General features: G+C 37.5%; 19 protein-coding genes. All 19 read left to right on the top strand.

Annotated features, from left to right (window positions below; all coding sequences use genetic code 11):
• The first annotated feature begins 19 nt into the window (after window positions 1-19).
• The 19 genes from porU to CW736_RS02130 all read left to right on the top strand — a co-directional run bounded on the left by porU (window position 20) and on the right by CW736_RS02130 (window position 24,063).
• Window positions 20-3,874, top strand: coding sequence for a type IX secretion system sortase PorU (porU, locus tag CW736_RS02220; RefSeq protein WP_101012357.1), 3,855 nt, complete (start codon window positions 20-22; stop codon window positions 3,872-3,874).
• Between the two features lie 43 nt (window positions 3,875-3,917).
• The gene (porV, locus tag CW736_RS02215) at window positions 3,918-5,093 is read left to right on the top strand and encodes a type IX secretion system outer membrane channel protein PorV (RefSeq protein ID WP_101012356.1); all 1,176 of its coding nucleotides are present in this window, start codon (window positions 3,918-3,920) and stop codon (window positions 5,091-5,093) included.
• 3 nt (window positions 5,094-5,096) lie between these two features.
• A complete protein-coding gene (cdd, locus tag CW736_RS02210; protein ID WP_101012355.1) occupies window positions 5,097-5,579 on the top strand; it encodes a cytidine deaminase in 483 nt (160 codons plus the stop codon).
• A 153-nt stretch (window positions 5,580-5,732) separates the two neighbouring features.
• On the top strand, window positions 5,733-6,731 hold the full coding sequence (gene pdhA / locus CW736_RS02205; RefSeq protein ID WP_101012354.1) for a pyruvate dehydrogenase (acetyl-transferring) E1 component subunit alpha: 999 nt from the start codon (window positions 5,733-5,735) through the stop codon (window positions 6,729-6,731).
• Between the two features lie 3 nt (window positions 6,732-6,734).
• Window positions 6,735-8,372: a pyruvate dehydrogenase complex dihydrolipoamide acetyltransferase gene (locus CW736_RS02200; RefSeq protein WP_101012353.1), complete on the top strand. Its 1,638-nt coding sequence runs from the start codon at window positions 6,735-6,737 to the stop codon at window positions 8,370-8,372.
• 273 nt (window positions 8,373-8,645) lie between these two features.
• A complete protein-coding gene (locus CW736_RS02195) occupies window positions 8,646-9,647 on the top strand; it encodes a M20/M25/M40 family metallo-hydrolase (RefSeq protein WP_101012352.1) in 1,002 nt (333 codons plus the stop codon).
• Window positions 9,640-10,323 carry an SDR family NAD(P)-dependent oxidoreductase gene (locus tag CW736_RS02190; RefSeq protein ID WP_101012351.1) on the top strand — a complete coding sequence of 228 codons (684 nt, stop codon included), beginning with the start codon at window positions 9,640-9,642 and terminating at the stop codon, window positions 10,321-10,323. The genes CW736_RS02195 and CW736_RS02190 overlap by 8 nt, the downstream gene beginning before the upstream one ends.
• A gap of 789 nt (window positions 10,324-11,112) precedes the next feature.
• The gene (locus tag CW736_RS02185; protein WP_101014996.1) at window positions 11,113-14,250 is read left to right on the top strand and encodes a VPS10 domain-containing protein; all 3,138 of its coding nucleotides are present in this window, start codon (window positions 11,113-11,115) and stop codon (window positions 14,248-14,250) included.
• Between the two features lie 405 nt (window positions 14,251-14,655).
• Window positions 14,656-15,240 (top strand): PepSY-associated TM helix domain-containing protein, encoded by a 585-nt coding sequence (locus CW736_RS02180; RefSeq protein WP_101012350.1) that lies wholly within the window; start codon window positions 14,656-14,658, stop codon window positions 15,238-15,240.
• Between the two features lie 377 nt (window positions 15,241-15,617).
• Window positions 15,618-16,544, top strand: a complete 927-nt coding sequence (locus CW736_RS02175; RefSeq protein ID WP_101012349.1) for an alpha/beta hydrolase family protein — start codon at window positions 15,618-15,620, stop codon at window positions 16,542-16,544.
• A gap of 243 nt (window positions 16,545-16,787) precedes the next feature.
• Complete coding sequence (locus CW736_RS02170) at window positions 16,788-17,216, top strand: hypothetical protein (protein WP_101012348.1); 429 nt, start codon at window positions 16,788-16,790, stop codon at window positions 17,214-17,216.
• A gap of 175 nt (window positions 17,217-17,391) precedes the next feature.
• Complete coding sequence (locus tag CW736_RS02165; RefSeq protein WP_101012347.1) at window positions 17,392-17,913, top strand: hypothetical protein; 522 nt, start codon at window positions 17,392-17,394, stop codon at window positions 17,911-17,913.
• A 482-nt stretch (window positions 17,914-18,395) separates the two neighbouring features.
• Window positions 18,396-18,626, top strand: coding sequence for a PLD nuclease N-terminal domain-containing protein (locus tag CW736_RS02155; protein WP_198519329.1), 231 nt, complete (start codon window positions 18,396-18,398; stop codon window positions 18,624-18,626).
• A gap of 246 nt (window positions 18,627-18,872) precedes the next feature.
• A complete protein-coding gene (locus tag CW736_RS02150; protein WP_101012345.1) occupies window positions 18,873-19,106 on the top strand; it encodes a hypothetical protein in 234 nt (77 codons plus the stop codon).
• A 33-nt stretch (window positions 19,107-19,139) separates the two neighbouring features.
• The gene (locus tag CW736_RS14000; protein ID WP_157810865.1) at window positions 19,140-19,316 is read left to right on the top strand and encodes a hypothetical protein; all 177 of its coding nucleotides are present in this window, start codon (window positions 19,140-19,142) and stop codon (window positions 19,314-19,316) included.
• A 258-nt stretch (window positions 19,317-19,574) separates the two neighbouring features.
• Window positions 19,575-20,474 (top strand): hypothetical protein, encoded by a 900-nt coding sequence (locus CW736_RS02145; RefSeq protein ID WP_101012344.1) that lies wholly within the window; start codon window positions 19,575-19,577, stop codon window positions 20,472-20,474.
• 653 nt (window positions 20,475-21,127) lie between these two features.
• Window positions 21,128-22,579, top strand: a complete 1,452-nt coding sequence (locus CW736_RS02140; RefSeq protein ID WP_101012343.1) for a serine hydrolase domain-containing protein — start codon at window positions 21,128-21,130, stop codon at window positions 22,577-22,579.
• Between the two features lie 193 nt (window positions 22,580-22,772).
• Entirely contained in the window at window positions 22,773-23,168 is a 396-nt protein-coding gene (locus tag CW736_RS02135) for a response regulator (RefSeq protein ID WP_101012342.1), read from the top strand.
• A gap of 310 nt (window positions 23,169-23,478) precedes the next feature.
• The gene (locus CW736_RS02130) at window positions 23,479-24,063 is read left to right on the top strand and encodes a Crp/Fnr family transcriptional regulator (RefSeq protein ID WP_101014994.1); all 585 of its coding nucleotides are present in this window, start codon (window positions 23,479-23,481) and stop codon (window positions 24,061-24,063) included.
• Window positions 24,064-24,150: the final 87 nt, after the last annotated feature.

Here is a 24,150-nt window from a genome sequence, read left to right as displayed (position 1 = left end):
AAGGACCGTTAGACTATCGATGAGGCATTTATTATACTTTATAATCTTCTTTTTAAGTGGTGTGGCGCTAGCTCAGAGCGGTAGTGAGTCCGTTCAATGGCAAGGATTTACATCTTTTGACATAGGAGACCAGCAGCTAGAGGTTCCCTTTTTTAACCAAAATCACGTTTTTAATGGTGAAGATTTACTTTGGTCAAAAAGTTATCAGGTCAATCAACGGGTGGACGAGTTTTCTATCAAGATCACCAATTTAAAGACCCAAAACCTCAGAATTTCGGAATTAGGGCAGTTGGATCGTTCACAAATTCCTGACGGATTACAATATTCTTTGAGAAATGCGCTTTCGCGAAAGCGTAATTATGCTCAACTGAACATCTCCCCGATCTATAAAGAAGGAAATCAGTACCAAAAGGTACTCTCGTTTAATTATTCTTATGAATATGCCCCTTTTTCTACTCCGACCAAGAATGCGAGTTTTGGCAACTCCATTTTAGCCTCTGGAGACTGGTACCGATTTAAAGTAGCTAAAACGGGAGTGAATCGCATCAACAGTTCTTTTCTTTCTAACTTAGGAATAGATGTGAGTCGGATTGACCCTGCACGAATTAAAATATATGGTCATGGTGGTACATCTTTGCCTCTGATCAATAGTGATGAGCAGTTTTATGATGCGCCAGAGATTGCTATTACGGTAACTGGATCTACTGACGGTCGTTTTGATAATAATGATCAAGTACTGTTTTATGGTACCGCTACCGATTCTGATTATGTAGCAGAAAACGATAGTTTTATCAATCCCTATACAGATGATTCTTATTACTACATCACGGTAGATGGTGCGGTAGGGAAACGTATTTTACCGCTTATTCAACCTACTGGCGTCGCTGCGGTTACTTATGACTATTATTATGCAAAGCACCACTATGAAGTAGATGAAAGAAATATTGCCTCTATAGGTCGCATCTGGTATGGAGAGCGTTTTGACTTTGAGCCAGAGCAGTCTTTTGAGTTTGAGTTTGAAAATGTAGTTAGTACGTTACCAGCAAGAATTAGAATCACTACGGGCGCTGTAGCAGATAATGCTACTTCTATGTCATTTAACGTGAACGGGCAGGCTATAGGAAGCTCCAATCTCTCTGGGATAGCTGGCCAAAATATACGTGCTGCAAGTCGTGCCAACTTTTTAAATAACAATACGAACCTCAGTTCAAGTGCTGTTACAGTTACTGTTTCTTATAATAATAATGGAAATCCAGGTGCTTCAGGTTATCTGGATTATATAAGTCTTGAAGTGCCTCAAAGTCTTACTGGGGTAGGGGAACAGTTTAGGTTTACGGTTCCCAATGCTTCATCTCAAGCCGGGGTGGTAGCCTACCAATTCTCTAATGCTTCAGAGATCAATGAGGTTTGGGATGTGTCAGATCCTTATAACGTGCGTAAGGTTTCTAATACGGCTCAAAGTGCTGCTTTTTCTTTTGTAGATACTGGTGGCGAGACCAAAGACTATGTAGCGGTAGATAACACTGATTACTACAATGTAGTTTCTATAAGTAACAGCCGTGTCGCAAATCAAAATCTGAAGGGAACTATATTTGATGATCGTTCTGGAAACTTTAGCGATATCGATTACCTCATTGTAACCCCACAATTTTTGCGATCTGAGGCACAACGACTGGCTAACTATCACATCACTGAAAACAACCTCAATACTAAAGTGGTTACGTTGCAAGAAATCTACGATGAGTTCTCAGAAGGAAGACAAGATATCAGTGCGATTAGAAATTTTGTACGTTACATATATGACAATGCTTCCTCGCCAGCAAATAGGATTCAATATTTGAATCTATTCGGTGATGCGAGTTATGATTATAAAGACAGAATTAGAGTACGAGATAATATTGTGCCGTCCTATTTTTCGGTAGAGAGTACTTCTTTAACCACTTCCTATTGTACAGATGATTTTTATGTTTTTATGGATGATGGAGAAGGTGCTGTTACGGCAAGTAATCTCATGGATATTGCGGTAGGTCGAATGATTGTGAGTGATCTACAAGAAGCTAGGGAAATGGTAGACAAGGTGATTAGTTATACCGCAGAGCCTGCTTTTAATAAATGGAGGAATAATATTACGTTGATAGGAGACGATGTAGATATAGCTTCTGATGGTATTTTACAAGAAAACGTAAATGATCTCGGGGATGAAATTTTTGCCAACCGACCAGACTACAATATCAATAAAATCCTATTGGATAGTTACCAGCAATTCAGTACCGCAGGGGGGCCTAAATATCCCGATGCGGTAAATGATATTAAAGATGCTTTTGAACAAGGTTCTTTGGTGATCAATTATTTTGGTCATGGAAATGAAGATGGTCTGGCACGAGAGTTTGTCATAACGCAATCCTTGGTAGAAAATCTGCGCAATCCAAACACACTGCCTTTATTTATAACCGTCACTTGTGAATTCACACGCTATGATAATCCATTACGAGTAAGTGGCGGTGAGTTGACTTACTTAAATCCACGAGGTGGAGCGATAGCATCGGTAGCAACCAACCGATTGATTTTTGTAAATGTAGGTGCAGGATTTAATAATATTATAGATGAATATTTGTTCAGTTATAATAATGTAGAGCCGGTTTCTATGGCCGAAGCCCTAAGGCTTTCTAAAACAGATCCTCGTTTTCAATCTAATTCTACTCGTCGCGTAATTGCGTTTGTAGGCGATCCTGCTTTAAAACTAGCTTTCCCTAAACCTCGTGTCGTATTGAACACCGTAAACGGAAATCCGATTGCGACCAATACCGATGTGCTTAAAGCGCTGGATCGGGTGACTTTAGGTGGCGAGGTGCAAACCTTATCTGGTACGCGTATCGATGATTATGAGGGTACTTTGTTTGCAACTGTTTTTGATAAAGATATCAATCGAGAAACTCTGGCAAATGATAATACCAGAGAGCAAACTGGATCAGGTTCTCCGCCTGGGGAAGTTATAAAATTGCAGTTCAGCCAGTTGGGAGAAGCATTGTTCAGAGGTCAGGCAACGATTACTAATGGCCAATTTGAATTTGATTTTATCATGCCTAGGGATACACAAATTCCTATAGGTACTGGGCGGGTTTCTTTTTATGCAAAAAGAACCAACCTTCCAGAAGATCAAAATGGCTTTTCTCAAGACATACAAATAGGAGGTATCAACCGCAATGCTCCTGCAGATGATATAGGGCCGGAAGTAGGCTTGTTTATGAACGACACCAACTTTGTTTCTGGCGGTATTACCGATAGGGATCCTTTTTTATTAGCTTTTTTAAATGATGATAACGGTATCAATACCTCAAGTGGTATAGGTCATGACATTACTGGGATTTTAGATGGCGATGAAACCAATCCGTTTATATTAAACGATTATTACGAAGCTGAGGAAGACGATTTTACTAAAGGGAAAGTATTTTTCCCGTTAAGAGATATAGCGCCGGGACTTCATACATTAAAAGTAACAGCTTGGGACACTTATAACAATAGTGCGATGAATGAGATTCAATTTGTCGTGTCAGAATCTGATGGGGTCGAGCTGACTAGAGTTTTGAATTACCCCAATCCGTTTACCACCTACACAGAGTTTTGGTTCAATCACAACCGACCTTTTGAGCCGCTTGACGTACAAGTACAAGTAATGACCATAAGCGGTAAAGTAGTCTGGAGTAAGAATCAAAATCTTACAACGACTGGTTTTACCTCTCGAGAAATTACATGGGATGGAAGAGATGATTTTGGTCAGCGATTGGGAAAAGGTGTTTATGTGTATAAGATTACCGTAAAATCTACGTTAACTAACAAGTCAGCGAGCAAGATCGAAAAGCTCGTTATTTTATAACAATATGGATTAGTATATATTTGCGATCCCATAAAATTTATTAATGAAGAAAATATTCTTACTTTTTGTAGTAGTAACATTTGCATTTCCTAGCTTGAGTAAGGCCCAGGATAACGATACCAGAGTCATAACCACAGCATTACCCTTTTTAAGAATTGCAGGAGATCCTAGGGCTGCTGGTATGGGGGATATGGGTGTTGCAACTAGTCCAGATGCCTGGTCACAACAGTGGAATCCTGCTAAGTATGCCTTTAGCACAAGAGAACACAAATTTGGAGTTGCTTACACGCCATATTTAGGAAATCTTGTGGACGATATTGCTATTGCACAATTGGTTTATTCTAATAGAATTAACGATCAAAGTGCTTTTGCAGGTAGTTTAAGGTATTTCTCTTTGGGTTCTATCACATTGCGTCAAGACGCAGCAGATCCAGGTAGAGAAGAAAATCCAAATGAATTTGTCTTAGACGGTACCTACTCACTCAAATTAAGCGAGCAGTTTGCTATGGCGGTAACAGGTCGTTTTTTAAGATCTGATTTACGTATTCAAGGAGTGGATAGTGATGCTACTGCGGCAAATAGTTTTGGAGTGGATGTTTCTGGTTATTACCAGTCTGAAGAAGAAGCTTACGACAACTTCAATGGTCGCTGGAGAGGTGGTTTTAATATTAGTAATATAGGTCCTAAAGTATCCTACGACGCTGGAGGACAAGAAAACTTTATTCCTACAAATATGGCTTTAGGTGGAGGTTTTGATTTTATCCTCAACGATGGTTTTAGTAAAATAGGAGTGACTGCTGAGGTCAATAAATTATTAGTTCCTACACCACCGATTAGAGAAGACGGAGATGCAAACGGGAACGGGACGCCACGTGAAATTTTAGAAGGTCAGGACGATGATGTAACTTTTATCTCTGGAATGTTTCAATCATTCGGGGATGCCCCTGGAGGTCTTAGTGAAGAAATAAGAGAGTTTACTTGGGCATTAGGATTTGAGTATACCTATAACGATGCTTTTGCAATGCGCTTGGGTTACTTTAATGAGGCAGACGATAAAGGAGCAAGAAAATTCTTAGCCTTAGGTACGGGATTTGAATTCTCACAAATCAATATTGATCTTTCTTATTTATTTTCTACAAGTCGCGTCAACAGTCCGCTAGAAGGAACTTTAAGATTTGGTCTTACCTTTAATTTTGGTGATGAATTCACAGAATACTAGATCATTAAAAAGCTAGAAATACATACGACCTTAGAGGTCTACGACAACAAAGAAGAGCTGGCCGCAAATGACCTCTCTTTAATGGAGTTGGCTGTAAAAGCCCGTCACCGTGCTTATGCGCCTTATTCTAATTTTACTGTAGGTTGTGCCTTGCTTTTAGAGAATGGCGAGATCGTTACCGGTAACAATCAAGAAAACGCTGCTTATCCTTCGGGACTTTGTGCAGAGCGTGTAGCAATTTTTGCAGCTGGAGCACAATATCCTGGTGTTGCTGTTTTAAAACTGGCTATTACAGCAAGCCCTAAAGATGATTCTTTTCACAAACCAGTACCGCCTTGTGGCGCCTGCAGGCAATCTATTGCCGAGTATGAAAACAATCAAGATAAGGATATCGAGCTCTATTTTATGGGTGCTGCAGGTAATGTTTTGAAGTCTCATTCTCTACGCGATTTACTACCACTTGTTTTTGATAAGAAATATCTATAACGTTTGCGTTATATTTTAACCATAAAATAGGTTTTTCCTTAGCGTTTTTTCGTCTATTTTTGTCCTTCGCTTCGACTAAAGTTGGGATATGATCTTTATATTTGATCTTTATATTCCGCTTTCGCGAAAGCAGACTACTTAACAAGCAATTACATGAAAAAAGTCACTAAAGACGTCTTACTCAACTGGTACGAGGAAATGCTTTTCTGGAGAAAATTTGAGGATAAATTAGCGCAAGTTTATATTCAACAAAAAGTACGCGGATTTTTGCACCTGTACAACGGTCAAGAAGCCATACTTGCAGGTGCACTGCATGCTATGGACCTGACTAAAGACAAAATGATCACGGCTTACCGTAATCACGTACAACCTATAGGAATGGGTGTGGACCCTAAACGAGTTATGGCCGAGCTTTATGGAAAAGCCACCGGTACTTCTCAAGGCCTAGGTGGATCCATGCACATCTTTTCTAAAGAACATCGTTTTTATGGTGGTCACGGTATTGTAGGGGGACAGATTCCTTTAGGAGCTGGAATAGCTTTTGGTGATAAATACCACGGTGTAGATGCAGTAACGCTTACGTTTTTTGGAGATGGAGCGGCACGTCAAGGTTCGTTGCACGAAGCATTTAACCTGGCCATGCTCTGGAATCTTCCAGTAGTATTTTGTGTGGAGAACAATGGGTATGCCATGGGTACTAGTGTAGCTCGTTCGGCAAACCATACCGACATATGGAAGCTAGGATTAGGTTATGAAATGCCTTGTGGGCCTGTGGACGCAATGGATCCAGAAAAAGTAGCTGAAGCAATGCATGAAGCCATTGAAAGAGCTCGTTCTGGTGGAGGGCCTACATTTCTTGAATTAAAGACCTATAGATATAGAGGTCACTCTATGAGTGATGCTCAAAAATACAGAACTAAAGACGAGGTAGCCGAATATCAAAAAATTGATCCGATTGCTCAGATCAAAGACCGTTTGATGAACGACCACAACGTGACTGAAGAAGATTTTAAGGCAACAGCTAAGCGCGTTAAAGCACGAGTAGCAGAATGTGAGAAGTTTGCAGAAGACTCTCCATACCCAGAAAAGAATGTGATGTACGACGCCGTATATGAGCAAGAAGATTATCCATTTTTACCAGCAAAACTATAATCCATGGCAGAGGTAATTAACATGCCACGATTGAGCGACACCATGGAAGAAGGTGTTGTTGCAGCGTGGTTGAAACAAGTAGGAGATAAAGTTGAAGAGGGAGATATCCTAGCTGAAATCGAGACCGATAAAGCTACCATGGAATTTGAATCTTTTCAAAACGGTACGCTTTTATACATAGGTATTCAAGAAGGAGAAACTGCTCCTGTAGATCAACTATTGTGTATCATAGGGGAAGAAGGAGAGGATATTTCTAGTTTACTAGAAGGAGCTGCATCCTCAGACACTAAAGAAGATACCCAGTCAGAAGGTACGCATACAGACCAAGAGGAGGAAGCATCTTCTGAAGCTAAGAAAGAACAAAGTTCTGATTCAGAACTTCCTGAAGGTGTGGTTGTTGTAAATATGCCGCGCTTAAGTGATACTATGGAAGAAGGAACAGTCGCTTCCTGGTTGAAGAAAGAAGGAGATCAAGTAGAAGAAGGCGATATCCTTGCAGAGATCGAGACCGATAAAGCTACTATGGAATTTGAATCTTTCAATTCAGGTACTTTATTAAAGATAGGAATTCAAGAAGGAGAAACTGCTAAGGTGGATGCACTTCTTGCAATTATAGGTCCTAAAGGAACTGATATTTCTGGAATAAGCATGGAAAAAATAGCTGCTCCAAATAAAGAAACAACGCCAGAAGTTAAAAAAGAAACTCCCAAAGCTGAAAAGAAAGAAGAAGTTGTTAAAGAGACGGCGCCAGCTGTGTCACAACCTGCTTCAAATGCAGCTGGAGGAAGAATATTTGTATCCCCATTAGCTAAAAAAATGGCAGAAGAAAAGGGAATTGACTTAGGTCAAGTAACTGGTTCTGGGGAGAATGGTCGTATTGTAAAAAGCGATATAGAAAGTTTTACTCCTAGCACTGCTACAGCTCCTGCTGCTGCAAGTTCATTTGTGTCTGTAGGAACAGAAACTTTTGAAGAAGTTCCTAATTCGCAAATGCGCAAGACGATTGCAAAACGCCTTGGGGAATCTAAATTTACAGCACCTCATTATTATCTAGGTCTTGATCTGGATATGGATAATGCCATCGCAAGTAGAAAAGCAATTAATGAATTGCCAGATACAAAGATCAGTTTTAACGATATGGTGATCAAAGCATCAGCAATGGCTTTGAGATTGCACCCTAGAGTGAATACGCAATGGACAGAAAAGAACACGATTATTGCAAAGCATATTCATATAGGAGTTGCTGTTGCGGTAGAAGATGGACTTTTAGTACCTGTATTGCCATTTGCAGACCAGATGAGTATGCAACAAATAGGTGCTAAGGTTAAAGAGCTTGCTGGTAAAGCACGTAACAAGAAATTGCAACCTAAAGAAATGGAAGGAAGCACGTTCACCATTTCTAATTTAGGAATGTTCGGTATAACGGAGTTTACTTCTATTATCAATCAGCCTAATAGCGCAATTATGTCTGTAGGAGCGATTGTACAAAAACCAGTAGTAAAAGAAGGACAGATTGTTGTAGGTAACGTGATGAGAATCACACTTGCTTGTGATCATAGAACCGTAGATGGAGCAACAGGAGCTGCATTTTTACAAACCTTCAAGTCTTATATTGAAAACCCTATTGTGATGTACGTATAGCATCATAATTTATAGTTTTAAAAAAAGCCGAATCGAGAGATTTGGCTTTTTTTGTTTCCGTTTTTCAACCATAATAGGAATTCAACTCAAACTATACAGAGTTCAGGAAAATTAGGGAGTTCTAGATTTAGTTGGTAAAAATCCTATTCTTGGAAAGAGCTAAGGCCTGCTTTTTACCGTTGGGGTAAAAGAATCGGGCTGTTCAAAACCATATCTAATTACTTTCCTAAAATAAAGTCTATATACTATCTTTACTCCACTTAAAAAATCATCATGAAAAAAACACTATTACTTCTATTCATCGCAGCGATTACATGTGCTTGTAGTTCTTCCAAGGGAATTGACAAGATGGGGCAGGCTCTTGATAATATGAGCCAACTCACAGAAATCAAAATGCCTAAAGCCAGTGCCGTTCAAATCGCGCTGGATGTAGAATATTTAGCAAGTGATGAATTAAAAGGTCGCGATACGGGATCTGAAGGAATAGAACAAGCAGCGGTTTACCTTTCGGAGCGTTTTTCTCAGATAGGTATTTTGCCTTATAAAGGATCTTATATGGATCATTTTGAAGTTAACGAACAAGAAGCCTTTAACGTTATCGCTATGATTCCTGGGTCCGATAAGAGTTTAATGGATGAGGTAGTAGTTATAGGAGCTCATTATGATCATATAGGAATGATACAAGCCGTTGCTGGAGACAGTATTGCAAACGGTGCTAATGATAATGCCACAGGGACAGCAACTGTACTTGCTATAGCAGCAAATTTTAGAAAGTTAGACTTTAATAGAAGAACGGTTGTTTTTGCACTTTTCTCTGCTGAAGAAAAAGGCTTATTAGGCTCTAAGCACTTAGCGCAGCGCATGAAAAAAGAAGGAGTGAATGTCGTTGCGATGCTCAATTTTGAAATGACGGGTACGCCTATGGTAAACCGCCCGTATATCGCATATCTGTCAGGACATGATAGTTCTGATATGGCGACTGTTTTTAATGAAGCAAATAAAGACCGTGTAGTGACTGGAAAGTTAGACCAGGCAGCACAATTAAATTTGTTTAAGAGATCAGATAACTATGCGTTCTTTCAAGAATTTAATGTGCCATCACAAACCTTTAGCACTTTTGACTTTACCAATTTTGACCACTACCATCAAGTAGGAGATGATATTTCTCAAGTTAATACGATTCATATGGCACAATTAGTTGATGCGGTGATGCCAGGAATCTTTAAAGTAGTGAACGCAGAACAATTGAAATTAACCCCTACTACCAATGAGTAAAAGAATAGTTATTACAGGAACCAGTCGCGGGATCGGATTTGAACTGGCTCAGTTATTAGCAAATGCTGGACATGAGGTGGTAGCGCTTTCGCGAAAGATAGATACTATCCAAGCCTTAGAGAACAATTCGATACACGCGATTTCCACCGACTTGAGTGCGCAGTCCAGTATAGACGCTGCGGCTAAGAACCTACTGGATAAATGGGACCGCATTGATATTTTGATTCACAACGCAGGAATGTTAGTGAACAAGCCCTTTGAACAACTCACCCCAGCAGATTTTCAGCAATGCTATGCGGTAAATGTTTTTGGAGTAGCAGCTTTGACACAAGCTTTAATGCCGGCTATGAATAAACAAACTCATGTAGTTGCTATCAGTTCTATGGGAGGTATTCAAGGAAGTGCAAAATTCCCAGGGCTTGCTGCTTATTCCAGTGCCAAAGCAGCGGTCATCACCTTGTTTGAACTCCTAGCTGAAGAGTACAAAGAAAACGGACCGTACTTCAATACACTTGCTTTAGGAGCGGTACAAACCGAAATGTTGGAAGAAGCCTTTCCAGGTTATAAAGCACCCTTAACGGCAACAGAAATGGCGAGTTATATTATGGATTTTGCATTGACTGGCCATAAATTCTATAATGGAAAAACGCTTCAGGTGAGTGCGAGCACTCCATAAGGAGTACCGATTGTAGATTTTTATTCGTTTATTTTGGTGGAAGGTCATTGACTTAGTAAGGCATTCATACGGTGTATCTGCAAGGGAAGAACAATTCTAAGTCATCGATCTATGTCCTATTGCCAGAGAATTTGAAATGAAATGATCAATAGAATGAGCCACCTACTAGATATATGAACAAGAACAAATTGTTGCCCATTATCGGAGTTCCATCAGCATTTTTACTTGCTTATTTTGGGTTGAAAAATTTTGGAATGTACTTTGTTTTTGCGATTCCTATACTTTTCTTTTTCTTTTTAGGGGTTAAATACCTCCAGTCTAAAGGTAACTAGAGATACTGCTATTACAAGAGCTATTCTTCTAAGAAGAACTGAGGTATAACACCCTTACTCATTTTAGTTCTATTCTTCAACCTGATATCTATTCAAGCCCAAAATTTAAAGCGGTAAAAAGGATACTTCTATAAAGTTATAAAGAAGATGAAGGTTTATCCAGGTTCCACAGAAGCGCAACTGTTAGATAAACACCCTGTCTGTTTGGGTTTATAAAAACAAGTTAGCCATTGCAGGTAATCTTCAAGGTAGGTAATGGGAGCCTGGTTTTTAAAAGGCTCTTTCCGACCAGGCGTATACTTGACAGCAGGCGTTGTGCCCTTTTTATGTACTACCTTTTATTTCTAAAATCGCGGGTAAACATTATGATTTGTGTTGAATAATGGCTAGATAGTTTTCCTTAAGTTTGAATTTGTTTTTGATTACATCAAAATACACGAGACCTAAAGTTCCAACCATGAAAAAAACAAACCTTTTTTTACTTGCACTTTTTATAGTTTCAGCATCCTTTGCACAGTCTATGGATTCTGTTTTTAAAGCTGTCAAATACAGAAATATAGGCCCTTTTAGAGGAGGAAGATCTGTTGCTGCATCTGGTGTAGTCGGAGACCCTATGACTTACTATATGGGCAATACCGGCGGAGGGCTGTGGAAAACAGAAGATGGTGGTCAACTCTGGGAAAATATTTCAGACGGGTTTTTTAAAACCAGTTCTGTGGGAGCAGTAGCAGTTTCAGAAAGTGACCCCAACATCGTCTATGTAGGAATGGGAGAGCATGCACCTAGAGCTGTAATGACATCATATGGAGATGGTGTGTACAAGTCTACTGATGCAGGTAAGACATGGAATTACGTGGGGCTACAAGCGACTCAACACATATCGAGAATAGTCATACATCCTAAAAATCCAGATATTCTTTTTGTAGCGGCTCAAGGAGCTTTATATGGTCCTAATAAAGACCGAGGTGTTTTTAAATCGGTGGATGGTGGCGCCAGCTGGAGTAAAGTGTTATATGTGAATAATTTAACCGGAGCTGCTGAGTTGTCAATGGATTATAACAATCCTTTGGTCCTGTATGTGGCGATGTGGGAGCACCAGCGTATGCCTTGGAAAGTGATCAGTGGAGGTGCTGGAAGTGGGCTTTACAAAACTACCGATGGAGGAGTGTCTTGGAATAAAATTCACGATGGCTTACCTGAAGAGAAAGGTAAAATGGCCATAGCAGTGAGTCGTTCCAACTCCGACAAAGTGTATGCTTTAGTGGAGAGTGATTCTAATAAAGAGTTAGGGGGTTTATTTGTTTCTAATAATGCAGGAGAAAAGTGGTCTAAAGTATCTTCAGACCACAGTCTTATTCAAAGAGCTTGGTACTATATAGAGTTGTTTATTGACCCTAATGATGAAGAAAAAATATATGTACTTAATGCCAGTGCACAACATTCTATAGATGGTGGAAACACTTGGGCAACCATAACAGGGACCCACGGAGATCATCACGATCTTTGGATCAACCCAGACAACAGTAAAAACATGATCATCGCAAACGACGGTGGTGCAGCGGTGTCTTATAATTCTGGAGGATCCTGGTCTTCTCAAAACAGAATGCCTACGGCGCAGTTTTATAGAGTGAATACAGATAATCAGTTTCCTTATCATATTTACGGTGGACAACAAGATAATTCTTCTGTTAAAATTAGCAGTCTTGCACTTGGTAGTGGAGGTATAGATCAACAGAATTGGTCGGCTTCAGCGGGTGGAGAAAGCGCTTTTTTAGCTTTCGATCCTGATGATCCGAGATATGTTATGGGAGGTAGTTATTTAGGTACTATTGAAATATTAGATACCGAAGCAAACGCCAGTACACAGGTTATGGCTGCTCCTATCCAGTATTTAGGAAGAGATTCCAAAGACATGAAATACAGGTACAACTGGAATGCTCCCATAATTTGGTCACAACATGAAGAAGATACCTATTACCACGGGGCACAAATGTTATTGCGTACTAGAGACAAGGGGGTCAATTGGGAAGAAGTTTCTCCTGATTTATCCAAGAATGAAAAAGACAAACAAGGTAAAGGCGGAGGGCCTTACACAAATGAGGCGGTAGGAGCAGAGAATTATGGCACACTAGCTTATGTGGTGGAGTCACCTTATGAAAAAGGAGTGATCTGGACCGCTACCGACGACGGAGTGGTACAATTGACTAAGGACGGTGGTGCTACTTGGGTTAATGTCACTCCTAAAAATCTTCCGGAGACTTTGATCAATTCTATTGAAGTCTCTCCACATGATAAAGCAACAGCTTATATCGCTACTACTAGATTCAAATTCAATGATTATACCCCTGCTATTTATAAAACTACCAATTACGGTAAATCATGGATCAATATCAGCTCGGGTATTCCAACAGGCGCATACACTAGGGTCGTAAGAGAAGATACCAAGCAAAAAGATTTGCTTTTTGCAGGAACAGAGCTAGGGATGTATATCTCCTGGAATGGAGGGAAAAAATGGCAAGCATTTCAATTGAATTTACCTATAACACCTATCACCGATTTAAAAGTGAGCCATGACGACTTAGTTATTGCCACCATGGGAAGATCTTTTTGGATATTAGATGATTTGGCTTTGATAAGACAGTTTAAAGGGGAGGATACCTCTTTTGCATTACTTCAACCAGAAGATGCAATTATAGGAAATTGGAGTAGTCCATTAAATACTAATTCAGACAGCTTCTCAGGCACAGACGATTCCCAAGGTGTTAACCCTGCTAATGGTGTTGTCTTTTACTATTATTTACCTACTGCCACCGGGGATACAGCATTGACTCTAGAGATTAAAGATAAAGAAGGAAATTTGGTACGGAGGATCAGTTCTAAAGAGGATCCTAATTATTTAGAATATCCTGGAGGCCCTTCACCAGAACCTTTACTGACAACTAATATTGGGCTGAACCGTTTTGTATGGGATATGCACTACACCAGTTTGCCAGGAATACCTACTGCATATATAGAAGGGTCTTATAAAGGTCATAAAGCGATGCCTAATGAGTATACTGCTAGCATCAAGCAAGAAGATCAAATAGCTAAGGTGATCTTCCACATATTGCCTAACCCATTATATGAGGTGACTGAGGAGGATTATCAAGAAACTCATGACTTCAAAACAACAACGGAGGCAAGGCTCACAGATATGCATAGGAGGGTTCGTAAATTAAAAGAAGTGCAAGATCAAATCGCACAAATTTTAAAGGAATTGCCTGAAGAAAAGAAATACAGCCATGTGAAATCTGAAGGTGAAGCTGTATTTGAAAACTTGAAAATTTGGGATGAAGATATGGTACAACGCAAATCCAAGGCTTACGATGATGTAGAGAATTTCCCAAATAAATTCACTGCTGAATACATCTTTCTAATCGATCAAAACAGTAGCGACTTACCCAAAGTGAGCCAAGCTTCAAAAGACAGACTCAACGAGCTTGACAAGCAATGGGAATTACTGAAGAGCAGATCAGAAGAGTTGATAAACACCAGTATTCCTGCCTATAATAAATTACTTTGGGATCATGGTATTGGAGCTCTTAAATTAAATTAGATCAACTTACAGAAACTTGTCAAAGACAGGTCTCTTTTAATAGGAATTAGTGATGTGCGATTTGTCAGATAAAATAAAGTTTTGTACCTGTTTAGTTATACATACAGTTATGGAAGATCTTCATCATTATAAGGTGTTTCATAGGTGTGATAAGGCTAAAAACTCAGAAGTCATGGGGTTTCCCGTCTTACCTGATTAATTTCACCGCAAGTTTGAAATTAATGCGCAACTAGTAGCTCGTACATTACATTCTTCTGATGCGTTTGATGAAAAATGCTGTTGGAAAAAGAAGTGTACTGAGAAGCCAGTCGCAGCACACTACCTCAGATAAATGGATGATTCAAGCAGAATGATCCTTATACATTTGGTCTAAGAAAATTTAAATAAAACACGATAAAAAATTATATGAAGAAGAATACTAAAGTAAAGAAGCAAGCTAAATTCTTACGATTCATTCGGAAAATTCACAGGACTTTAGGAGCGGTTTTATTTATTTTCTTCTTCTTTATTTCTGTAACAGGCATATTATTGGGATGGAAAAAAAATACCGGTGGTATCATTCAGGCCAAATCATATGCGGGTATTTCTACAGATTTTAAACATTGGCTTCCGGTAGATAGTTTACATACTATTGCTTGTAATGTCCTCAGAGACTCGGTGTCAACAGACTTATCCCAGGAGCTCGATAGAATTGATATCAAAAAGAATAAGGGAATGATCAAGTTTATCTTCGCAGAAGATTTTTGGGGCATTCAGCTCGACGGCACCACAGGAAAACTGTTGCATATAGAAGAAAGGCGTTCTGACTTTATTGAAAAAGTACATGACGGTTCCATACTCGACTATTACTTGGGAACCACAGGCGATCAGATTAAATTGCTCTATACTTCTATAATGGGTATTTCTTTATTGATGTTTACCATTACAGGATTTTGGCTTTGGTATGGACCTAAACGAATGAGAAAGGGGAAAAGAGCAACAACGACATAAGCCACACGGTTTATAATTAAGTCTTTGGTGGATTCCAGAGAAGGGGAGTTGTCGAACTCATTAGCCTTGCTGCTTTTTATGGTGAGATTTTGTAGGTCACCTAAGAATATCCAAATTAGTAAAGCTCCTATTGGTATCGAAGCCTATAAATGCAGCCTGAGTGTCAAATTGTTTTTGATTCAACCTATGAGCTTCCATAATCTCCATTTTATAGCGATATAAAGGCGCCACGGATACTTGAAATCCTTATCAATAGCATCAACAGCCGGCGACAGTGCTGGAAGTGCGATACCCACCTGCTTTTATCTTGTATGTTGATGGGCATTCGGTTATATTGAGCGGGTAAAACCAGTTAGCATTAATTCAAATCCCTATTTATGAGAATATTTAATATTATCAAAATTATAATTTTAATTATAGTAATTCAATCTTGCAGCAGTAATGATGACACCAATACAAATATGGTAGAGGAGAATTTAACTATTGGCCATACAACGATTGTATTTTATGATGATGTTAGAGATAGAAATATTGAAACACAAATATATTACCCTTCTGCTACTCCAGGTGATGATACAAATATTTCACCAGGAAACTATCCGGTAATCATATTTGGTCATGGTTTTTTAATGGACTGGGAATCTTATCAAAATTATTGGGAGGAATTAGTCCCTGAAGGTTATATCATCTGTTTTCCTACAACTGAAATGAGCCTTTCTCCTAGTCATGAAGATTTTGGTAAAGATTTAAAAACTTTAGCTGTTCAAATGCAAGATCAAAGTGAAGATGAGAATTCCATATTTCATAATTCCATATTGCCGAAAACTGCTATAATGGGCCATTCAATGGGTGGGGGTGCTTCTTTTCTAGCTTCAGAAAATAATTCCACAATTAATACAATGGTTAATTTTGCCGCAGCTGAAACAATGCCATCTGCAATATCTTCGGCTTTTAATGTTGCCATTCCATCCCTTATTTTCTCTGGGGAGAATGATTGTGTAGCTCCTGCTGATGTAAATCAAGATGTTATGTATAACAACTTAGCTTCTCCATGTAAAACACAAATAAAAATCATCGATGGAAATCATTGCAATTTTGCAAATTCAAATTTGAGTTGCGATTTAGGGGAGTCCTTTTGTAGTTCAAATCCTTCTATTGCTAGAGAGCAACAACAACAAATAACTACTGATTTTTTAAAACTGTGGTTAGACTATACTTTATACGACAATCAAAACTCCCTGAACCTTTTTAATGATCAATTGCAAACTTCAACTTTAATAAATTATTCTCAATCTTGTAATTGATATAATAGCTAAACCTTTAACTACCGTCAAGTAAAATCAAACAAAAAACTAAGGGGGACAAAGAGCTGTGGTGAGAACAACACGAGCCAAATACAACACTGTTGTATTTTAAAATAAAAAAAACATAATCAACTGATTTTCTGAGCTTTAAAATTAATTCAATAAAAATATCTTATAATAGCCCGGGAATTTGAGGGACTTAGTTGTTATATAATTGATTTAATAATTAAAATTTTAAAACAAATGAAAATCTCAAATTTTAAACTACTTACAATTGTAACAGCAATCACACTATTCATTGGTGCATTTACATCTTGTTCTGATGACAATGATCCAACCGTGAATATAACGGTCAATGAAGGGCCTGATGGCGATATAGGGGGAGATTTTACTGGAGATGGAGGTAGTGGCTCAAGAACTATTAATTGGATGAACAGCTTAACCACAGCTGATTATAATGCTGATATAACGAGTACGTCTTCAGGGACATTTCAAATAGTAGTTGCCGATGCCAATGGGGCTGTAGTGCTTGACAGGAGCATTAACGGAGCGACTGCGCCAGATACTATTGGTGGTGTTACTAACACTGGTACACCTGGTAATTGGACGGTTACTATTACCTTGGAATCCTTTAATGGAAATGGAAGCTATTCATTAAGTGCAGGCAACTAATAAAAGCAGACTCCTGAATTATTGAAAAGGCTGTCTTTAATTAGACAGCCTTTTTTAATGCTATACATTTAACAACCACACCGCATCCATGGCTAGAAGTATGCTTTTAACATATATGTTAAATGGCTATAGGTTATATTTGAGTTGGTATAACTACTGGTAATTAATTTGAAAAATGAAAAACTTCCTGCTTACTTTAATATTATTTCCTTTAATAATCGTTGCGCAGGAACTAAAAGAAATCATTAAATATGAGAAGGATAATTATTCAATAGAACATCCTTCAAATTGGATTTTAAACGACTCAGGCGAAAATGGAACTAATATTTTTCTTTATCCAACATACTCTGAGAGTTCAGACGTTTTTACAGAGAACATAAATTTAATCGTGCAGAATCTGAATGATTTAACTATAAATATTGAAAAGTACAAAGGTTTAGTGGAAAAACAAATTAGCGGAATGCTGACTGAGCCTAAAATCACACTTAGTGAACTTAAAAATAAAAACGGATTAAAGTGTCACCAATTTGTCGCAGAAGGAGAAGCAAGCGGTTATAAGTTTAAAACTATTATTCACACTTATTTAATAGATAAACAAATTTACACTTTGACTTTTGTTACTCTTTACGAAACTTATGAAAATAATCATATCGAATCATTGAGGATAATGAATAGTTTTAAGCTGATAAAACACTAATTACAACACCGTTTATAATTAATGACTAGCCCTCGCCTATTTATGAAAGTCCTCGGGGACTTTCTATTAGGTTTGTATTTGCTAAATTAGGTACTTATATACGCCACTAATCATACACAATACCTTTATAAAAAATTAAAAAAATGAAATTTGATAATTGTAACACGGATTTCAAATACTTCGTACTATTAAAGTCACTTTGGTTTGGATATTTGAATATAAAATGTCAACAATGTGATACAATATTTGAACATAAAATATTTAACAGACTTTTAGAAGGACTAATTATTTTAGGTTCTCCATTGACAATTAATCTGATTTTAGAACAAAAAACTATTTTAAATGTTATTAGTGGATTTATACTGGTTTCTGTTTTTTTTCTCATTAATCACGCCGTTTATAATGAGGTTCAATCGATTGAAATAAAAAAATTGGATTTAAAACCGACATAGGATTATCACAAATAAATTAAAATAGAAAACATGATATATTTCGTAATGATGAATCCCTTTTTAATGAAAGTAATTTTAATATCAATGCTGTTAGCTTTTATACCGACTCTAATAGCTTTGATTGATATTTTAAAAAGTAGATTTAATCAGAATGATAAACTCGTATGGATAGTAGTAGTGCTGTTTTTTAACCTAATTGGAGCCATAATGTATTTTACAATTGGCCGAAAACAAAAAATAAAAGTTGAATTGGAAAAGTAAATTTAGGATGAATAAATGTACTCAAACTCATAACCAATTTAAAAAATAGAAACAAACAGCTGACTGTCCAAGGCAGTGCGCAACTGTTAGGGTGGAATGATTTTAAAACTCGCCTCGTGCTTAATCGAAAATATATTTATAATTTGCACGCTAGGTTTTATACACAAGGCCTTTGTCAACAATTAAAAAGAGGTCCATAAAATTAGAAACTACCACCAGTTTTATTTATTACTGAAAAAGAAGCAAATGATTTTAGAGCAAGAGCAAAAATTTAAAGAAGTACTATCTAAAATAGAAGGAAAAATTACGGAACAAAGTTTTTTTAATAGGTTCTTAGAATTGTATCCAGACGTCTGGAAAAAACATAAAATTACATTTTCAAAATTTACGAGAAGTAAACAATTTGGAAAAACAATTCCGTTGCCAAAACCTGAAGTTTCTTTACGAAAAGAAATTAGGGTATGGCTAAAAAAACAATAAAGGAAGTCTTGAAGTGGATTTAAAAACTGGATTATGAAAAAAAACTTAACTCTACTATTAATTATCGCAAGTGCCATTTTAATAATTGGGGATTTTATGTTTTCGGAAGCTTTTGACCGTGGATTTTGGATGTCGATAGTATCAAGCGTCTTAGTTATAGCATCCATGCTTTTGATAATTAGAGCAAATAAAAAGGAAGCTAAGAATTAATTGTTGTTGCAAACGATCATTACATTCCAATCAAAATCACATCCTATTCTTTACCGCTTTTGAGGAATCGGTACCCGAATTGAAGAAGAAGAAGAACGATTTCCCGCCACCTTATAAATTTTATTGAAGCACAAAGCTAATTCCAACCTTCTTCAACACCAATTTATAATGGGGAAGAGTCTAATAAGATCAATATCAATTAATTAACAATTGTGCTTTTTTCATTAAATTTACTTTGTATTAATTAAATTATTTATAATGAAAAAAATAGTAAGCATAGGCCTTTTATCAGGGCTACTTATCCTAGTTAGTTGTAAAAACAAAGAGCAAAAGGTTGTTGAAAATTTAGACGCTAAAGCGCTAATGTCTCAGTCTACAGATTCATTTATAGAGCTTTGGAATTCGGGAGATGCACCTGCTCTTTCTGGAGAGTTTACAAATGATGCCGTACGAGTGATCTCTAATTCTTTAGGACCAATAGTGGGCGGTGAGGCTATAAAAAACTCATTTGCAAAAACCTTTTCAGAAGATAGTGAGCTTAAAAACAGCCAAGTTAGTGTGGTTATTTTAGAAACTCGTTTGGTATCTGATCATATATTGATAGGAGCTGGAACTTTTAAAATTTCTGATGCAAACAATGTAACTTTAGAAAGTGGTAAGTGGGGTAATGTATACCAGTATAAAGATGGTAAGGTTAAATTTTTGCTAGAATCTGCACATAGAGATTTTCAGGTAACAGACACACTTAGCAACGAAGTGGTTTCACTAGATAAATCTTTTGTTTCTAAAGAGCTTCATTTTGACAAAATACAAGCTTCTATAGCTGGTTATATTATGGGCGTTAACAAAAAAGACGCGGATGGTTTATCCATGCTTTTTACAGAAAATGCAATTCAAAATATAAGTTATAAGCAAGGTATTGTGGTAGGGCGTGACAACATTAAAGCCTCTCTAGATTTAACAGATGGAATGGTTTTGGACGCTAATATTCTAGGATATACATATCTTGGAGATTCAATATCAATTGCTTATGGTAACTGGACTTCTTTAGACACAACTAACAACACAATGGTTAGAGGTCAATGGGGTAATGTATTTAAAATTGAGGCAGAAACTGCTTATCTTGTTATGGAGTCTGCAGGACGCATTGCCAAATAAGAAACTAAATATTATATTGATGCCCATCTTGATAAAAGATGGGCTTTTTTTATGTGCATACCAAAAACAAAGTACGGACAAATAGCCTCATCTATGAGGATTGACAAGCTCAATTTTTTTAATGCGTTTATAATAAAATCAATAAATAACATCCTTACATGAAATCTTTTATTATTGCACTTTTAAAATGTTTAGTGGTTATTAATCATAGATAAATCTTGCAGGATCAAAGGGTTTTTAGCTGTTTTTAGGGGATCAATGAAAAAAAGAGAAACGATAGTATACCAGTAGTAAGAGCAGATAAAAAGGAGAGCTTGAATTTTAGGAATAAGGGAAAGCTATAAGAGGAAAATTTTGAAATAGATGTATACCCCATACCAACCAGCAACAAAAGGATAGTATAATTGCGTGCACCTAATTTAGAATAGCTGCAGCATTCAGTTGTGCGGCCACAGGTACAGAACTATAGAACAAAAAGAATAGTAAAAATGTGGGCTTACAACAACGCCCAGCTGCTGTAGCAAAAGACAATTACCACACCACCTGCATGACTAGAAGTACGCTTTTATCTAGAACAGGAAAGTTCTATAGATTATATTTGAGACTGTATAAACCCTTAGCTATCTATAGTTCATCCAAAAAATTTAGAAACAATGAAAAAAATCCATCTACTCGTCGCTTTCCTAATATGTTCTAACTATCTAGGGTATACGCAGCAGTTAGAATCTTATGATTATTCAAAGTCTAATAGGGAAATGATTCAATACGGGGTTCAAGCAATTCTCACTTGTAATGGGCTTTTCACTTCTAACAGAACTCTTGAGCAAATCTACGATCAGGAGCTTAAATATCTAAAACAACCTATTGGAACGGCACAGGGTGGAGACTATATGATAGATTGGGATAGAAAAACGGTCACCATCGGTTCTACCGAAGATACTCCGGTGATGCGCGCAGTATTCAGAGAAGGAATTGGCAGTATCATTCTAGCACCAGACCAATCATTTGATATAATTGACGATCTTCCTATACAAAGCCTTCCTGCACTTACCGGCGATCCTACTGCTATACCTTGGCCTGAAGGTGATTTCGTGAAAAAGCAAAAGCTCCCAAAGTATATCAATGCAGATTTATTGACCGGAGCTTCAAAATGGTCATTTGAAAGGGAATCTCCTGAGCAAGTCACGCTCAGTTTGATTGTTGTTCACAAAGGTCAGATCATTCATGAAAGGTATGCAGATGGTATTGACCTGTACACCAAAACAAGAACATGGTCGACAGCCAAGAGTATTGCGGCGACCTTGATAGGTATGTTGGTAGATCAAGGAAAAATGGAACTAGATGCACCACTGGGAATTGAATGGCTCCCTAAGGAAGCAACTTCTGAAAATGATCCACGTGCAAATATCACATTAAGGAATCTATTAAACATGTCTAGTGGTCTCTATACGGTAGATAGTCGCGGTATGGAATATGCCACTGGGTCTGGGCTTTCCTATTGGGCAGGAGCAAGCTCCGTTAACGGAGCAAGAAATAGAGGGCTCATCAGACAACCAGGCACTTACTGGGACTATGAGAACTATGATACAATTCTAGCTGTGTTGGCGATGAAGAATGCCCTCGGTGATGATAAAACCTATATTGAATTCCCTAGGAAAGCTTTGTTTGACAAAATTGGAATGAGAAATACTTTCGTTAGCACCGACAGGTTTGGCGATTTTATTTTTAGCAGTCAGGCATATACTAACGCTAGGGATCTCGCCCGATTTGGTTTGCTTTATGAGCAAAATGGGCTTTGGAATGGAGAAAGGCTCCTCACTCAAAAATGGATAGACTTTGTAAGAACACCTGCACCTTCCACCGCAGAACGCGGCAATTTTTATGGAGGACAATGGTGGCTAGTTCCAGATGATCGTAATGACGTACCCAAAGATGCCTATACTACCGCTGGAAATCGGGGACAATATGTTATTGTAGTTCCTTCACATGATCTGGTAATCGTTAGAAGAGGTCTTGATTATGGCAAGCAAGGGTTCAATGAATGGGATCTGACAAGGGAAATATTGAAAGCATTCCCTATTGATTATAAAACTGCAAATGATTAAGGGAAGTGGGTATAAAGATCGGGATATCTAAGAGTGTACCACCTGCAAAACTGCCATGATCTCTCACAATAAAACAGAATGTGCAGCTATGGTATACTCCTACAATATTACAAACCCTGCTCGGCTGTCACTACAAATAAAGCCTTAACTTTGAAGTGATCAAACATCTTTAAATTTAATAAAACAGAGCATTATGGCAGTAGATCTAAGAATGAAAATTCTATTAGTTGAAAGATACAGCTCAACGCGTAAAATTGTAAGAGACCTTTTGCAGCGATTGGGATTTACTAATGTTACTGTAGAAACTGATGCCACGGGTGCATTGTCTAAACTCCGAGAAGGCTACAATGAACCTTATAGCTTGGTTATTTCTAACTGGAGCATAGAACCAGTGTCAGGCGCTGAATTATTACAATCAATTCGAGCAGACAACAAATTAAAAGACACTCCTTTTCTTATGCTTTTAGGTCAAACGAATACAAATGATGTAATTACATCTGAAAAAGTTGACCTTTATCAATCTCTTGTTATGCCTTTTAATGATGTAACGCTTAAAACAAAACTTGTTGCTATACTTGGTGATTTTTAGGCTCGCTCGCTAGCTAAAAAACCGATCTTGTAAACTTGCAGTTTGCGACACAATAAACACTTAACTGTATTTGTCCTTTAAAACTTTTTAAAAGCTCTGTGTTAATTAAATCTTATATCACAAAAAAGGAAGACACAACAGCCAACGGAGAAAAAAATCAATTTTTAAGTTCCTTCCACCTTTGGAGCGGCTGTTACATACCTCCACACTTTTAACGCCTTTAGTAAAGACTGCCTTTATCCAAAATAGGAAAGGTCTATAGATTATATTTGAGTCGGTACAAGCAGTTGTGCATAAACTGAAAAAGCCTATGAATAATAAACCATTTTTAGAATACATAAATAAGATTGTCAACTTAACTGTTGAAGAGGAAACCATTTTACTTTCCAAAATAGTTCATAGAAATTATCTCAAAGATCAATACATAACTCAACAAGGAGATGTCTGTAAAACTGTAAATTTCATTATCTCTGGATGCACAAAAACATTTTACATGGATGGAGAAGGGCAAGAACATATTGTGTTGTTTGCTATTGAAGATTGGTGGACCTCTGACTTAGGAAGTTTTATAACACAAACTCCTGCTGACTTTAACGTGCAATGTATAGAGCATACAGAGCTTATTCAATTTACTTATAAGAATCTTGAGGAGCTCTATAAAGAGATCCCTAAACTTGAACGTCTTTTTAGAAAGATCGTAGAACGTGCTTTTGTGGCTTCGCAAAAACGCATTATTAGAAATTTCAGTCTTAGTGTTAAAGAGCGTTACCAAATTTTTAAAAAGACCAATCCTAAAATTGATCAACGTGTTCCTCAATATATGATTGCTTCATATCTAGGTGTTACTAAAGAGTTTTTAAGTAAAATAAAGAGCCAAATCATACAAAACCAATAGATGTTAATCTAGATTAACATCATTTCATAATCTACATCATTTTCTAACGGCTCATTGTTTTAGACATTTGTATTATATTATTTAAAA

The sequence above is a fragment of the Nonlabens sp. MB-3u-79 genome, assembly GCF_002831625.1.
Taxonomy (GTDB): Bacteria; Bacteroidota; Bacteroidia; order Flavobacteriales; family Flavobacteriaceae; genus Nonlabens.
The sequence above is the reverse complement of the archived record's forward strand: the minus strand, read 5'-3'. Positions and strand labels throughout refer to the sequence as shown.